Consider the following 13,566-nt stretch of genomic DNA (forward strand, 5'->3'; position numbering starts at 1 on the left):
GTGGGCTGTTGGGCCTCTTTGCGACCGTTGTAATTTCATTGCTTGGCCGCGCAAGTCTCGAATGACGGCATCGGGCCGGGGAAAAGTCGTTAACCCAGGTTCGCGAGCGGGAACGTCGAGCGCCGCAACCCATTGGGGAGGGGAGCAGATATAGGAGCTTGCCCATGACCGACCGTCCCCAGCCGCCTTATCCCGAACAGCAGCAGTCGATCCCCGGCCGTACCGATGCGATGGACCCGCGCCCCGACCATGGCGAGACCAGCTACAAGGGCAGCGGTCGTCTGGAGGGCAAGAAGGCGGTGATCACCGGCGGCGACAGTGGCATCGGTCGCGCGGTCGCCATCGCCTATGCGCGCGAAGGGGCCGACGTGCTGATCTCGTACCTGAACGAGGATGACGATGCGGCCGAGACGAAGCGGCTGGTCGAGGAAGCCGGTCGGCAGGCGGTGCTGGTACCCGGCGACATCAGCGATCCGGCACAGGCGCGCGCGGTGATCGACAAGGCGGTGGAGGCGTTCGGCCGGGTCGACATCCTGGTCAACAACGCCGCGCACCAGCGCAGCTTTCAGGCGATCGAGGACATTCCCGACGAGGAATGGCAGCAGACCTTTGCCACCAACATCCATGCGATGTTCTACCTGTCCAAGGCGGCGGTCGCGCACATGGGCGAGGGCGCGTCGATCATCAACACGACCTCGATCAACGCCGACCAGCCGAGCCAGCAACTGCTCGCCTATGCCACCACCAAGGGCGCGATCCACAATTTCACTGCCGGCCTGGCGCAGATGCTGGCCGAGCGGAAGATCCGGGTGAACGCGGTCGCGCCGGGGCCGGTGTGGACGCCGCTGATCCCCTCCACCATGCCACCCGAGGCGGTGAAGACATTCGGCGAGAACACGCCGCTGGGCCGCGCGGCGCAGCCCGCCGAGCTGGCGCCGCCCTATGTGATGCTGGCGACCGACGAAGCGAGCTACATCACCGGGGCCACCATCGCGGTGACCGGTGGACGCCCCTTCCTATAGAGTGGAATTCGATCGCCTTCGTTTACCCTCACCCTTTCGCGGCTGCGCCGCTCCCGGCGGGAGAGGGAAAAGACGCTGAAAGCAGCGCAAGGTGGGGGCGACCAAGTTTGATCGAATTCGATCCAAGGCAACAGATCCGGCCGCAGCGTCCTGACGGATGATGCGGCCGGGCTACTTTGCCGCCCTTGTGTCCCGCCGCTGCTCTGCCTAAACCACGCAGCGGAGGGGATAATAATGGCAAATTGCTTTAAGAATGCGATGGCGGCCCTGTTGCTGATGACCGGTGGTGCGGCCGCGGCACAGGACCAGTTCCTCGATCCCAATACGCTGCGGCCGTCGCTCGACCCCAATCGCAAGGCGAACGGGTTGACGCTGACGCCGCCGATGGGGTGGAATAGCTGGAACAAGTTCGGGTGCCGTATCGACGAGGCGACGGTGCGGGCGATGGCGGACGCGATCGCGAGCAATGGCATGGCGGAGGCGGGCTATCGCTACATCGTCATCGACGATTGCTGGCACGGCGAGCGCGACGCGAACGGCTTCATCACCGCCAACGCGGAGAAATTTCCCTCCGGTCTGAAGGCGCTGGCCGATTATGTTCATTCCAAGGGTTTGAAGTTCGGCATCTATTCGGACGCGGGCGCCAAGACCTGCGGCGGCAAGCCGGGCAGCCAGGGCCATGAATATCAGGACGCGCTGACCTATGCCCGCTGGGGTGTCGATTACCTGAAATATGACTGGTGCTCGACCGGCACGCGCAATGCCGAGGAAGCCTATGCGCTGATGTCGGACGCGTTGAAGGCGACCGGCCGGCCGGTGGTGCTGGCGATCTGCGAATGGGGCAACAACCGCCCCTGGGAATGGGGCAAGAAGATCGGCAATCTTTGGCGGACGTCCGCCGATATCCGTGATGCCTGGAAGGGCCGGGAGAAATGGTCGATCGGCCTGCTCGACATCATCGACCTGAACGAGCCGCTCTACCCGCATGCCGGCCCCGGTAACTGGAACGATCCCGACATGCTGGAGGTCGGCAATGGCGGGATGAGCGACACGGAGTATCGGGCGCATTTCAGCCTGTGGGCGATGATGGCGGCGCCGCTGATCGCGGGGAACGATATCGTGGGGATGAGCGCGGACACGCGTGCGATCCTGCTCAACCGGGAGGTGATCGCGGTGGATCAGGATGCGTTGGGGCAACAGGGCCGGCGGGTGCGCGACGACGGCGACCTGGAGGTGTGGGCACGCCCGCTGGCGGATGGCAGCCGCGCGGTGATCCTGTTCAATCGTTCGGAACAGGCAGCGGACATGGCGGTCGACTGGCCGGAGATCGGGTTGACCAAGGCGGTGCGGGCCGAGGTGCGCGACCTGTGGGCGCATCGTTCGCTGGGCCGCAAGACGGGGCGCTTCGCCGCCAAGGTGCCGGCGCACGGCGTGGTGATGGTCACGGTGAAGCCGTGATCGCCACCGGACCTGCGATGGACCGGCGTGCCGTTCTGATCTAACGGCCGCGCCATGCCAATCGATCTCATCTGCCTGGATGCCGACGACACGTTGTGGCACAATATGCGCCACTTCGAGGAAGCGCAGGCGGCGCTGCTCGCGCTGCTCAAGCCCTTTGCCGATGCGCAGGTGACGCGGGCCGCGATGGACGCGTGCGAGATGCGCAACCTGTCCGTCTATGGCTACGGCGCGAAGGGATTTACCCTGTCGATGGTGGAAACCGCGATCGAACTGGCGGGCGACCGCCTGCCGGTCCGGGCGATCGGCGAGATACTGGCGGCGGGTCGGCGGCTGCTGGCGCATCCGGTCGAACTGCTGGACGGGATCGAAGACACGCTGGACCGGCTGGCGGAGCGGGGGCGGCTGATCTTGGTGACCAAGGGCGACCTGCTGCACCAGGAGGCCAAGCTGGCGGCCTCGGGACTGGGCGACCGTTTCGCGGGGATCGAGATCGTCAGCGACAAGACGCCGGACACGTTCCGTCGGCTGTTCGCACGCCACGGTATCGATCCGGCCTGCGCGGTGATGGCGGGCGATTCGATGCGATCGGACGTGCTGCCCGCGCTGGAGGCGGGCGCCTGGGCGGCGTTCGTGCCGCAGCCGGGGGCCTGGGTGCACGAACAGGGCCGCGCGCCGAGCGACCATCCGCGGTTCCGCGAACTGACGAGGCTGGCCGAACTGCCGGACTGGATCGATGCGATCGGCGCGGGGCGTACAGCCCCTTGACCCGCTCCGTCGTACCGCGCACCGCAACAATCGATTACATCATGGGGGTTGGGAGAAAATAATGACCGAAGCTGCCGATCGCATCGTCGCCGGCGTCGAGCTGGGTGGCACCAAGTCGATCGTGCTGATCGGCCGGGGACGCGAGATCCTGGTGTCCGAACGGTTCCCCACCACCGATCCGGCCACCACGCTGGGGGTGCTGGCCGCCAAGCTGGCCGAATGGCGTGACGCCTATGCGCCCGAAGCGCTGGGCATCGGCAGTTTCGGGCCGATCGCGCTGGACGCGCATGGCGCCGATTACGGGCGGATGCTGGCGACGCCCAAGCCCGGCTGGGCCGGAGCGGATGTGCGCGGCGCGCTGGCGGAAGGCTTTGGCGAGCGGATCGCGATCCATACCGACGTGACCGGCGCGGCGCTGGCGGAAGGATTCTGGGGCGCGGCCAAGGGGCTGGGCGATCATGTCTATGTCACCGTCGGCACCGGCGTCGGCATGGGCATCGTGTCGGGCGGCCATCCGGTGTCGGGGCGGATGCATCCCGAGGCAGGGCATGTCCGCGTGCGGCGCATGCCGGGCGACGGCTTTACCGGGGTTTGCCCGTTTCATGGCGATTGCCTGGAGGGGCTGGTATCCGGTCCGGCGATCGCGGCGCGCGCCGGGCGGCCGGCGCAGGAGCTGGACGCGCACGACCCCGCATGGACCTTTGTCGCGGATGCGCTGGCGGAAAGCTTTGTCGGGTTGTTCCTGACGCTGGCGTGCGGGCGGATCGTGGTCGGCGGCGGCGTCGGCATGGGGCAGCAGCATCTGTTGCCGATGGTGCAGCAGCGCGTGGTGGCGAAGCTGGCCGGATATCTGCCCTTCGTCGATGCCGCGCAGGTCGCGAACCGGATCGTTCATGCGCAACTGGGCGACCAGGCGGGGCCGCTCGGCACGCTGGCGCTGGCGCAGACGGTGCTGCCGGCGCGCTGAGGGCGTTTCCAACAAAATAGCGGCCTCTCGCCGAAATCGCTGTCCTACAGCGAACCGATATGGTTCGTTGCTGCCCGGGGGAGACGGGCATGACGGATATCGATGGGCTGATTGCAGGCGTGGTCGCGCGCGAAGGGGGCTATGTCGACCATCCCGCCGACCGGGGCGGGCCGACGCGCTTCGGGATCACTGAGGCGGTGGCGCGCGCCGGGGGCTATGCCGGGGCGATCCGGCAACTGCCGCGCAGCGTGGCGGAGGATATCTACCGGACCCGCTACTGGAAGGGGCCGGGGATCGACCGGGTCGCGCGGCGCACGCCGATGCTGGCGGCCGAACTGTTCGACGGGGGCGTGAACATGGGACCGCGCGTTCCGATCGGCTTTCTTCAGCGCGCGCTGAACGCGCTGAATCGGGGCGCGGCGGATTATCCGGAGGTGGCGCGCGACGGGCGGATCGGCGATGCCACGCTGACCGCGCTGGATGCGTATCTGGTGCGGCGGGGGCGTGACGGCGAGGCGGTGCTGGTCAAGGCGATCGAGGCGCTGCGCGGCGAACGCTATATCACCCTGGCCGAGCGGCGGCCGGCGAACGAGGCGTTCCTGTATGGCTGGCTGGCGCACCGGGTGGGGGTGCTGGCATGACGGCGGGCGACGAACCCGCCGAGCCGGTCGACCGCTGGACGGCGCAGGCGCGGCCGGCATTCCTGTACGTGATGTACGTGTTCCTGTTGTGGAGCCTGCCGATGAGCATCGTCGCGGGGCTGCGCCCGGCAATGGCGCAGGCGATGATCCGCGGCATGGCGGCGTATCTGGCGGCGATCCCGGAGCCGCTCTACGCGCTCTTCGGCACCGGATATCTGGGCTATACGGTGGCGCGGGAGTGGGGGAAGCGGCGGTAGATCCGATCAGCGCGGATCGCGGTAGGGCAGGTCGCGGCGCAGGAAGACGATGGTGTGCCAGCTTGCCCGCCGGGTGCGGAACACGGCGCGGTAGTCGCGGGTCAGCGTCGCCTTCAGCGCGGCGAGGCTGCCCGGGTTCCAGATCCGCATCCGCCGGTCGGAGGTGACGATGACCGGCGGCCGCTTTGCAAGGATGCGGCGGACTTCGGCGGCTTCGTCGATTCCCGTCGCGCCCTGCTCGGTGGTGTAGGCGAGCAGGTTGGGAAAGGCATAGGGCGTCGGCAGGCAGGTGTCGGCCAGTTGATAGGTGATGGTGTCGCCGATGAACACATAGGGGCAGCCGGTGCCGCTGTTCGCGGCGACGATCCGCGCGGTCCGATAGGCACCGGGTGCATCGTCATGCGCGGTCAGCGCCTCCACCGACAGGATCGTCAGGCCGAGGCCGAGCGTGGCGACCAGCGCGCGGGTCGAGCGGCCCCAGCAGCGGCCGGCGACGAGCGTCAGGGGGGCGAGCAGCGGCAGGGCATAATGGTCGAAAAAGGTGCCGATCGCGAAAAAGCCGGCGGTGGCGGCGGCGAGCCAGCCCCAGGCGAGCAGGTTCGCGCTTGCCCGGATGCCCTCCCGCGGGCGGCGGCGCCAGGCGATCGCGGCGGAGACGATGACCGGGGCGAGCTGCGCGGCGATGCCGAGCAGCCGCATCGCCAGCTGGTCCGGCGGATAGGGCGCCCGCAGCGCGATCGAGGTGATGTTGGCGAACCAGAAAGGCTGAAGCCAGCCATGCGCCCAATACCAGCCGAGCGCGGCGAGGCTGGGGGAAAGACCGATCAGCGCCCAGAACAGCGCGGCGGCGGCGATGGCGGGCCAGCGGGCCTGTGCGCGGCGGAGGAACCAGAGATGCGCGATGCCGAAGAACGCCCCTTCGATCGCGGGGGTGTATTTCATCTGTATCGCGATGCCCGCCAGCAGGCAGGCGACGGCGCCGTTCCACAGGATGCGGGTGCGTTGCCCTTGCGCGGCGAGCGCGGGCAGGCCCAGCGTCAGCCAGCCGGCGGCGGCCATGGGCAGGTTGTAGAAGACGGGCGACTGGCCGCCGCGCCCGCCGAGCAGCATCAGCGCGATCAGATAGACCGCGCCCGCCGCCAGCGCACCGCGCCGCCGCACCCCGATCCGGCCCGCCGCCAGATAGACCAGCGCCGCGGTTCCCCAGGCGGCGGCGAGCGCGGCCAGTTGATAGGCGACGATCCCCTTGCCGGGCGCGGCGGCGAACAGCGCATAGAGCAGGAACAGCCCGATCGGCTTGCGATCCCAGATGTCGATATAGGGCACCGCACCGTTCAGCAGCCGGGTGCCGACCAGCAGATAATATTGCTCGTCGACATGGATCACCGGGTTGCCGATGTCCCAGCCGCGCAGCGCGACGGCGGCGAGCAGCAACAGCAGGAGGTCGCGGGCGCGCTTCACCGGAAGACGCCTCAGTAGAAGCGGCGCAGGGTGAGGGCGCGGGTGCGCCCCTCGCAGTCGGACAGGCGCACCACCGTGCCGGGCGCCGCCACCGACCAGCGGGCAAGCGGGCTGGTGGCATAATCCCGCGTCACCGGCTGGCCGTCGATCGCGCAGATCAGGTCGTCGGTGCGCCAGCCGGCGGCCTCGGCCGGGCTGCCGCGCATGACGTGCAGCACGCGCAGGCGATCCGGCGTGACGCCGACGAGCAGGCCGCTGGTCGAGCGCAGCGGGGTGGTCTGCGTGCCGTCACCCTTCAGCACCATGCGCCCGGCATAGGGATCGAGCAGCACGCGGTACCGCCCGAGAAAGCCCGAGCCGATGCGCCCGGCGACGCCGATCGACTGGCTGAAGCCGCCCGGCGGCTCGATCCGCACCTCCACATTCTGCGCGTCGAGCGTGCCCAGCGTCAGGTGCGGGACGATCGCCAGCTCGTTGACGCTGGCGCCGCCCAGCCCGAAGCCGATCGTGCTGGTGACGGGCAGGCGGTCGAGCCTCGCTGCGGTCCAGCCGGCGCGGGTGACGGTGACCGACGATCCGTCGCCGGTGTCGACGATGACCGGCGCCAGCCGGCCAGCACCCAGCCGCATCGCGCTTTCGTACACGCGTCGCTGCGCCGAGATGGTGAGGGGGGCGACCGCGCCGGCGAAAGGCATCCGGCCGGAGGGGAGCAGGCGGAAGCGCTTTCCCGCATAATCGATGTCGAGCGCGTATAGCGCGGTCAGGTCGCGCCCGACGAGCAGATCGACCGGCTCGGCATCGCCCGTCGCGATGGCGGGCAGGTCCGCCACGGTGACGCCGCCGCCGGTGCGGGTCAGGCCGCCCAGTTCGACGCGACGCGTCGGCATCCAACCGACCGCCACCGCGCCGCCGATCGCGGTCGCGCTGCCACCGCTGCGCAGGCGTTTCTGCACCACCGCCTTCGAGGTGCGCGCCAGCACGGTGAAGCTGACCCCGGTGTCGAGGATCGCCGACACCGGCCGCCCGTCCAGCGTCATGGTGAAGCGGATCTGGTTGCCCGGCGTCAGGGTGAAGGGCACCCAGCGATTTTCGGTGTCGTCCGCCAGCCGGCCCGTGCCGGGATCGCGCGTGGCCTCGGCCACGACGCTGGGCGGAGACGCCTGTTGCCCGGCATGGGTCGTCGCCACCACCAACGGGGCGATCAACAGGGGAGCCAGGACCAGCAGGCGGCGCATCGTGCCGCCGGCCCTAGAGCAAGCGCCGGCGACGCGCCAGTGGCGCCGCCGTGCCCTTTAGAGACACGCCTCCAGGAACGCCTGGTCGAAGCCGAACTGCTTGGCCTTGTCGAGCGTATAGGGGCGCAGGCCCATGGAGCGATATTCGCCGATGATCTTTCCTTCGGCCGACTCGTCCAGATATTCGAACTTGAACAGCTCCTGCGTGACGATCACCGGGCCTTCCATGCCGATCACCTCGGTGATGTTGGTGACGCGGCGGCTGCCGTCGCGCAGGCGCTTCACCTGGATGATGAGGTCGACCGAATCGGCGATCTGGCGGCTGATCGCCTCCTTGGGCACCTTGATGTCGGACATCATCACCATGTTCTCCATACGCGCCAGCGCCTCGCGCGGGGAGTTGGAGTGGAGCGTGCACATCGACCCGTCGTGACCGGTGTTCATCGCGGCGAGCATGTCGAAACATTCCGCGCCGCGGATTTCGCCCAGGATGATGCGGTCGGGGCGCATGCGCAGCGCGTTCTTGACGAGGTCGCGGATCGAGATCTCGCCCTGACCTTCAAGGTTTGCGGGGCGGGTTTCGAGCGGCAGCCAATGCGGCTGTTGCAGGCGAAGCTCGGCCGCGTCCTCGATGGTCAGCACGCGCTCGCCCGGGTCGATCATCTTGGACAGGGCGTTGAGCATCGTCGTCTTGCCCGAGCCGGTGCCGCCCGAAATGACGACGTTGAACCGGCTGGCGCCCGCGATCTTCAGCGCGGTCGCCATCTTCGGCGACATGCTGCCGAAGCCCGCCATCATGTCGAGCGTGATCGGCTTGGCGGAGAATTTGCGGATCGAGATCGCGGTGCCGCGCAAGCTGAGCGGCGGCACGATGACGTTGACGCGGCTGCCGTCCTTCAGGCGGGCGTCGGCGAGCGGCGTGGTCTGGTCGACGCGGCGGCCGACCGAGTTGCAGATGCGCTGCGCGATCTGGAACAGATGTTCCTCGTCGCGGAACTGGATGTTGGCGATCTCCAGCTTGCCCTTGCGCTCGACATAGGTCTGCTCGGGGCCGTTGACCATGATGTCGGACACGTTGGGATCGGCGAGGAGCTCTTCCAGCGGGCCGAGGCCCAGCAACTCGTCGACCAGCACCTTTTCCAGCGCGAACTGCTCGCGACGGTTGAGCGTCAGCTTCAGCTCGGCAAGCACCTCGCCGATGATCGGGCGGAATTCCTCGGCCAGCTCGTCCTTGCCGAGAGTCGCCGCGGCTTCCGGATCGACGCGTTCCAGCAGGCGCGGCAGCACCTGTTCCTTGATCTTGTGAACCGACGCCTCGAACCCCTCGGCCCGGCTGCTGCCGGCGTCGCCGCTGGAGGCCTGGCGATCGGCCAGGCGCTGCATCGCGTCCATCTGCAGCCCGGGCATGGTGCCGGGGCCGATGGCGTCGATGTCGCCGCCGGGCAGCGGGGCGGGTTCGGGGGCGGCAAAGGCGGAAGGGGGCAGATCCTGTTCGGCGGCCGGCACCACGCGCGCCCCGGCCTGTCCGGTGTGCATCGGCCGTGCGACGCCAAAGGCCGGCCGTGCGGGCTGACCCGATCCCATTCCACTGCGACGCCCGAACGCGCTCATCCGACCCGAATCCCTTGCAAGTGGTATCGGTGCCTAAACGGCAAGCTTTACCATATACCTAACCAACGATCCCGCGCACCGATCCCGTATGTCCGCGCAGAAGCGGTTGCCGCGCGGCGCGTCCGGGCGATAGGAGGGCGCGATGATCGTCCGGCTGGCCCTCGCATTCGTTTTCCTTGTCGGCCTGGCCGTACCCGCGCGGGCCGACGACATCGCGGCGGCGGCCCGCGGGGTGGTGCGGGTGGTGACCATCGCGGTGGTCGACGATCAGGTCGCGGGCTTCGGCCATGGATCGGGCTTCGCGGTCGCGCCGAACCGCATTGTCACCAACGCGCATGTCGTGGAACTGGCCGAGCGGTATCCGGACAATGTGGTCGTCGGCATCGTGCCGTCGGAGGGCAGCAAATCCTACCAGGGCCGGGTCGTCGCCTATGACGCGCGGCGCGACCTGGCGCTGATCGAGATCACCGAGGCGCGGCTGCCGCCGGTTGCACTCTATACGGGGCCGGTGGCGGAAGGGAATGCGGTGATCGCGCTGGGCTATCCCGGCAATGTCGATCTGGCCACCGCGCAGTCGGCGGCGGATTATATCCGGCCGCTGTCGCCGGTCCGCTCGCAGGGCGTGGCGTCCGGGCGGCGCAGCCTGACGGGGATCGAGGTGCTGCTCCACACCGCCAGCATCGCGCGCGGCAATTCCGGCGGACCGCTGCTTGATCCGTGCGGGCGGGTGATCGGCGTCAACTCCGCGCTGACCCGCGCCGACGAGGGTGATTCGACCTTCGGCTTCGCGATCGCGGATACCGAGTTGATGGGCTTCCTGCGCGACGCGCAGCAGCCTTATGTCTCGGCCGGCGGACCCTGCACCTCGATCGAGGAACGGCTGCGCGAGGACAGCGCCGCCGATGCCCGCGCCACCGAGGATGCCGCCGCCGCCCGCCGCGAGGCGGCAGGGGCCGCCGCGCTGAAGCGGCAGGCGGCGCTTGACCACGCCCGTGACGAGGCGGAGCGGACGCGCGAGAATGTGATGGCGCTGGCCGGGCTGCTGCTGGTCGCAGGGGCGCTCGGCATCGGCGCGGCGGGGCTGTTCGAATCGCGCGGGCAGCGGCGCGCGGCGATCTGGGCGGTGTCCGGTGGCGGGCTGGGCGTGCTGGCGGCGGTGGTGGTGTTCGTCGCGCGGCCATCGGGGGAGCCCGAACTGCCCGCCGACACGGTCGCGCCGACGACCATGCCGATCCGCGACGCGGCGATTGGCCGGCTGGTCTGCACGCTGCAGCCCGAACGCAGCCGGGTGACGATGTCGTCCACGGCGGAGGTGACGCTGGAATGGGGCCGGGCGGGGTGCATGAACGGCACGCAGCAATTTGCCGAGGGCGATGCGCGCTGGGAACGGATCGCCGTGCCCGACGACGAGCAGACGGTGTCCGTGCAGCGCTTCGACCCGCTGACCCGCACCTATGCCGATACACGCTATTTCCTGTCGGCAGCCGGCATGGCGGCGGCGCGTGCGGCGCGGGGCGACAAGCCGGTCAATGGCTGTTCGGCGGCGGACGCGGTGCAGGACGCGCTGGCCCGCCAGCAGGCGGCGATCCGCGCGACGCTGCCGCCGCTACCCAACGAGAAGCTGGTCTATTCCTGTCGCAAGGCGGGGTGATCTTCCCCTCGCACATCGCCTTTGTTTCGCTATAGGGCGAAATACGGGCTTGGGAGGGCCGACGGGATGATGCGTTTCGGGGGATGGGTCGCCGGTGTCGCGCTGGCGCTGGGCATGGCCACGCCGGCGGCGGCGGAATGGCGCGAGGCACGTGCGAAGCACTTCGTGATCTATGCCAATACCGGCGAGGACGATATCCGCCGCATGGCGACGCGGCTGGAACAGCTGGACGGGGCGATGCGGCGCATGCACGCGGTGGCGGAGCAGCCCGGCCAGACCAGCAACCCGGTCACCGTCTATACAGTGGCCAGCGCCAACGAGGTGCAGTCGTTGTGCGGCAAATGCCCCAACATCGCCGGCTTCTACCAGCCGCGGGCCAGTGGGTCGATCGCGTTCACGCCGCGCCGCGGCAGCAGCGAGGGCAGCATCGATCCACAGATCGTGCTGTTCCACGAATATGCCCATCACTTCCTGCTGGGCAACGCATCCACCGCCTATCCGGCCTGGTATTCGGAAGGCTATGCCGAGTTCGTCAGCACCGCCACCTTCGACAAGGAGGCGTTGCGCGTCGGCGTGGCGGCGATGCACCGCGCCTACAGCTTGCTACGTACCGACATGAACATCGAGACGCTGTTCGATTCCACGCGTCGCAAGCTCAGTGTCGAACAACGGGCGGCGGTCTATGCGCGCGGCTGGCTGCTGACTCATTACCTGATGTTCAGCAAAGAGCGCGAGAACCAGTTGGGGACCTATCTGCGCCAGTTGAACGAAGGCGTGCCCAGCCTGAAGGCAGGGGAGGCGGCGTTCGGTGGTTTGAAGGCGCTGGACAAGGATCTCGATCGCTATCTCAACTCGTCGCGCATCACCAACGTGATCCTGCCATACACGATGCTGCCCGTACCCCCGATCGCGGTCCGGACGCTGAGCGAGGGCGAGCAGGCGATGATCGGCCTGCGCATGCGATCCGAACGCGGCGTCAATCGCGAAACGGGCCGCGAGGTCTATGACCGCGCATTGCGCACGGTGGGGCCTTATGGCGACGATCCGGTGGTGCAGGGCTGGCTGGCCGAGATGGCGTATGATGCGGGGGAGGACGCGGCGGCCGAGGCGGCGGCGGACCGGGCGCTGGCCAAGGATCCGAAGTCCGTGCAGGCGCTGACCTACAAGGCGATGGTGCTGATGCGTCGTGCAGGCAATTCCCGCGATCCGGCGCGGTGGGCGGAGGCGCGGCGCTGGATCGTGAAGGCGAACCGGCTGGACCCCGACGCCGCCGAGCCGCTGTCGCTTTATTATCGCAGCTATCGCATGGCCGGCGCCAAGCCGACCAATGCGGCGGTGCAGGGGCTGTACCGCGCGTTCGAGCTGGTGCCGCAGGACCAGGGCCTGCGCTTCATGGTGGCGGCACAGGCGATCGAGCTGGGCGACGTCAAGGGCGCGCGCGCGACCCTGCGTCCATTGGCCTTTGATCCGCACGCGCCGGCGGACAATCCGGCGGCACAGTTGCTGGCGCTGCTGGACAGCGACAAGGTGCAGGAAGCGCTGGCCCGCATCCGCGGCAATGCCGAGCAGTCCGCGCCGGGGGGCGAGGCGCCCTAGTCCGCACCGCCGGCCGATGCCGCGCGTTCGGCATGGCTGCATGGTGCGCCCGGCGGGACGGTGCGCAGCGCCTGCCAGATCGCTTCCTGAAAGGCGGTGGCCCGTATCTCGGGCGGCAGGTCGCTGCGCGCCGGGCATTCGGCCAGGGTCACGAGCCGCTCGGCCAGGTCATGCAGGACGGCGTCGCCCGGCCGGATCGTCGCCGCCGGAAAGCGGGCGGCGAGTGCGGCGCCATCCTCGCCCAGTGCGATCCGGCACGGCCCCCGGGCGGTGGTGGCGAAGAGCAGCGGACCCATGCCGGTCGCGACCATCGTCCAGCGGATCGTCTCCCCCCTGCCGCCGTGCCGCCACGCGCTGGGCGACATGCTCAGCCGGGGCGCATCGGCGGCGTAGAAGCGGCTGGGTGCGTCATGCCCGGCGGCGTAGATCGCCTCGGTCACGCTGTTTTCCCCGGCGAGCGCCGCGATCGCCCGGCCCGAGCGCAGCGCGCGGGCATAGGCGGCGGGCGTCACCCCGGTGGCGCGCTTGAACAACCGGTGGAAATGATGCGGGGCGTAACCCACCGCCTGTGCCAGCCGGTCGAGCGGCACCGCACCGTCCCGCGCCAGCATGGCTGCGGCCCGTGCGACCGCCGTGGCATCGCGCGCCACCGCGTCCGGGTGGCAGCGGCGGCAGGACCGGTAGCCCGCCGCTTTTGCATCCGCGGCATCCTTGTAGAAAGCGACCTTGTCGCGTGCGGGGCGGCGCGCGGGGCAGCTCGGCCGGCAATAGATGCCGGTGGAGCGCACCGCGACGACGAAGCGGCCGTCGGCGTCGCGGTCGCGGCTTGCAAAGGCGATCCAGGCCCGGTCCTCGTCCATGTGCATGATCTAGGGTGGTCGCGGCAAAACCGCATCCCG

12 protein-coding genes are annotated in these 13,566 nt (G+C 69.1%); 8 read left to right on the forward strand and 4 right to left on the reverse strand.

What is annotated here, in order from left to right; translation table 11 throughout:
• Positions 1–164: 164 nt before the first annotated feature.
• From OXR08_RS01955 to OXR08_RS01980, 6 genes are all read left to right on the forward strand, one after another.
• Positions 165–1,022 (forward strand): glucose 1-dehydrogenase, encoded by an 858-nt coding sequence (locus OXR08_RS01955; protein WP_112382066.1) that lies wholly within the window; start codon positions 165–167, stop codon positions 1,020–1,022.
• A gap of 234 nt (positions 1,023–1,256) precedes the next feature.
• Positions 1,257–2,480: a glycoside hydrolase family 27 protein gene (locus OXR08_RS01960; RefSeq protein ID WP_267347355.1), complete on the forward strand. Its 1,224-nt coding sequence runs from the start codon at positions 1,257–1,259 to the stop codon at positions 2,478–2,480.
• 54 nt (positions 2,481–2,534) lie between these two features.
• On the forward strand, positions 2,535–3,248 hold the full coding sequence (locus OXR08_RS01965; RefSeq protein ID WP_267347356.1) for an HAD family hydrolase: 714 nt from the start codon (positions 2,535–2,537) through the stop codon (positions 3,246–3,248).
• 61 nt (positions 3,249–3,309) lie between these two features.
• Positions 3,310–4,215 carry an ROK family protein gene (locus OXR08_RS01970; protein ID WP_174236632.1) on the forward strand — a complete coding sequence of 302 codons (906 nt, stop codon included), beginning with the start codon at positions 3,310–3,312 and terminating at the stop codon, positions 4,213–4,215.
• Positions 4,216–4,304: 89 nt separating this feature from the next.
• Complete coding sequence (locus tag OXR08_RS01975) at positions 4,305–4,856, forward strand: glycosyl hydrolase 108 family protein (RefSeq protein ID WP_267347357.1); 552 nt, start codon at positions 4,305–4,307, stop codon at positions 4,854–4,856.
• On the forward strand, positions 4,853–5,113 hold the full coding sequence (locus OXR08_RS01980; RefSeq protein WP_149682158.1) for a 3TM-type holin: 261 nt from the start codon (positions 4,853–4,855) through the stop codon (positions 5,111–5,113). The genes OXR08_RS01975 and OXR08_RS01980 overlap by 4 nt, the downstream gene beginning before the upstream one ends.
• A 6-nt stretch (positions 5,114–5,119) precedes the next feature.
• Here OXR08_RS01980 and OXR08_RS01985 read toward each other — a convergent pair whose 3' ends face one another.
• The 3 genes from OXR08_RS01985 to OXR08_RS01995 are packed head-to-tail and all read right to left on the reverse strand — an operon-like array spanning position 5,120 to position 9,420.
• Positions 5,120–6,574 carry a hypothetical protein gene (locus tag OXR08_RS01985; protein WP_267347358.1) on the reverse strand — a complete coding sequence of 485 codons (1,455 nt, stop codon included), beginning with the start codon at positions 6,572–6,574 and terminating at the stop codon, positions 5,120–5,122.
• Positions 6,575–6,585: 11 nt separating this feature from the next.
• Entirely contained in the window at positions 6,586–7,809 is a 1,224-nt protein-coding gene (locus OXR08_RS01990) for an aspartyl protease family protein (protein WP_267347359.1), read from the reverse strand.
• Between the two features lie 57 nt (positions 7,810–7,866).
• Positions 7,867–9,420 (reverse strand): CpaF family protein, encoded by a 1,554-nt coding sequence (locus tag OXR08_RS01995; RefSeq protein ID WP_267347360.1) that lies wholly within the window; start codon positions 9,418–9,420, stop codon positions 7,867–7,869.
• A 142-nt stretch (positions 9,421–9,562) separates the two neighbouring features.
• Between OXR08_RS01995 and OXR08_RS02000 the strand changes: the two genes are divergently transcribed.
• On the forward strand, positions 9,563–11,071 hold the full coding sequence (locus OXR08_RS02000) for a trypsin-like peptidase domain-containing protein (RefSeq protein WP_267347361.1): 1,509 nt from the start codon (positions 9,563–9,565) through the stop codon (positions 11,069–11,071).
• A 66-nt stretch (positions 11,072–11,137) separates the two neighbouring features.
• Complete coding sequence (locus OXR08_RS02005; protein WP_267347362.1) at positions 11,138–12,667, forward strand: hypothetical protein; 1,530 nt, start codon at positions 11,138–11,140, stop codon at positions 12,665–12,667.
• On the opposite strand, the gene OXR08_RS02010 is transcribed toward OXR08_RS02005, so the two are convergent.
• The gene (locus tag OXR08_RS02010) at positions 12,664–13,533 is read right to left on the reverse strand and encodes an Ada metal-binding domain-containing protein (protein ID WP_267347363.1); all 870 of its coding nucleotides are present in this window, start codon (positions 13,531–13,533) and stop codon (positions 12,664–12,666) included. The genes OXR08_RS02005 and OXR08_RS02010 overlap by 4 nt on opposite strands.
• Positions 13,534–13,566: the final 33 nt, after the last annotated feature.

The sequence above is a fragment of the Sphingomonas sp. GM_Shp_2 genome (assembly GCF_026540875.1).
Classification (GTDB): domain Bacteria; phylum Pseudomonadota; class Alphaproteobacteria; order Sphingomonadales; family Sphingomonadaceae; genus Sphingomonas; species Sphingomonas carotinifaciens.

Bases quoted from the DNA above. Each gene is read 5' to 3' on its own strand.
- OXR08_RS01970 (WP_174236632.1), top strand. From the start codon at position 3,310: ATGACCGAAGCTGCCGATCGCATCGTCGCCGGCGTCGAGCTGGGTGGC.
- OXR08_RS02005 (WP_267347362.1), top strand. From the start codon at position 11,138: ATGATGCGTTTCGGGGGATGGGTCGCCGGTGTCGCGCTGGCGCTGGGC.
- OXR08_RS01965 (WP_267347356.1), top strand. From the start codon at position 2,535: ATGCCAATCGATCTCATCTGCCTGGATGCCGACGACACGTTGTGGCAC.
- OXR08_RS01990 (WP_267347359.1), bottom strand. From the start codon at position 7,809: ATGCGCCGCCTGCTGGTCCTGGCTCCCCTGTTGATCGCCCCGTTGGTG.
- OXR08_RS01975 (WP_267347357.1), top strand. From the start codon at position 4,305: ATGACGGATATCGATGGGCTGATTGCAGGCGTGGTCGCGCGCGAAGGG.
- OXR08_RS01995 (WP_267347360.1), bottom strand. From the start codon at position 9,420: ATGAGCGCGTTCGGGCGTCGCAGTGGAATGGGATCGGGTCAGCCCGCA.
- OXR08_RS01960 (WP_267347355.1), top strand. From the start codon at position 1,257: ATGGCAAATTGCTTTAAGAATGCGATGGCGGCCCTGTTGCTGATGACC.
- OXR08_RS01955 (WP_112382066.1), top strand. From the start codon at position 165: ATGACCGACCGTCCCCAGCCGCCTTATCCCGAACAGCAGCAGTCGATC.
- OXR08_RS02010 (WP_267347363.1), bottom strand. From the start codon at position 13,533: ATGCACATGGACGAGGACCGGGCCTGGATCGCCTTTGCAAGCCGCGAC.
- OXR08_RS01980 (WP_149682158.1), top strand. From the start codon at position 4,853: ATGACGGCGGGCGACGAACCCGCCGAGCCGGTCGACCGCTGGACGGCG.
- OXR08_RS02000 (WP_267347361.1), top strand. From the start codon at position 9,563: ATGATCGTCCGGCTGGCCCTCGCATTCGTTTTCCTTGTCGGCCTGGCC.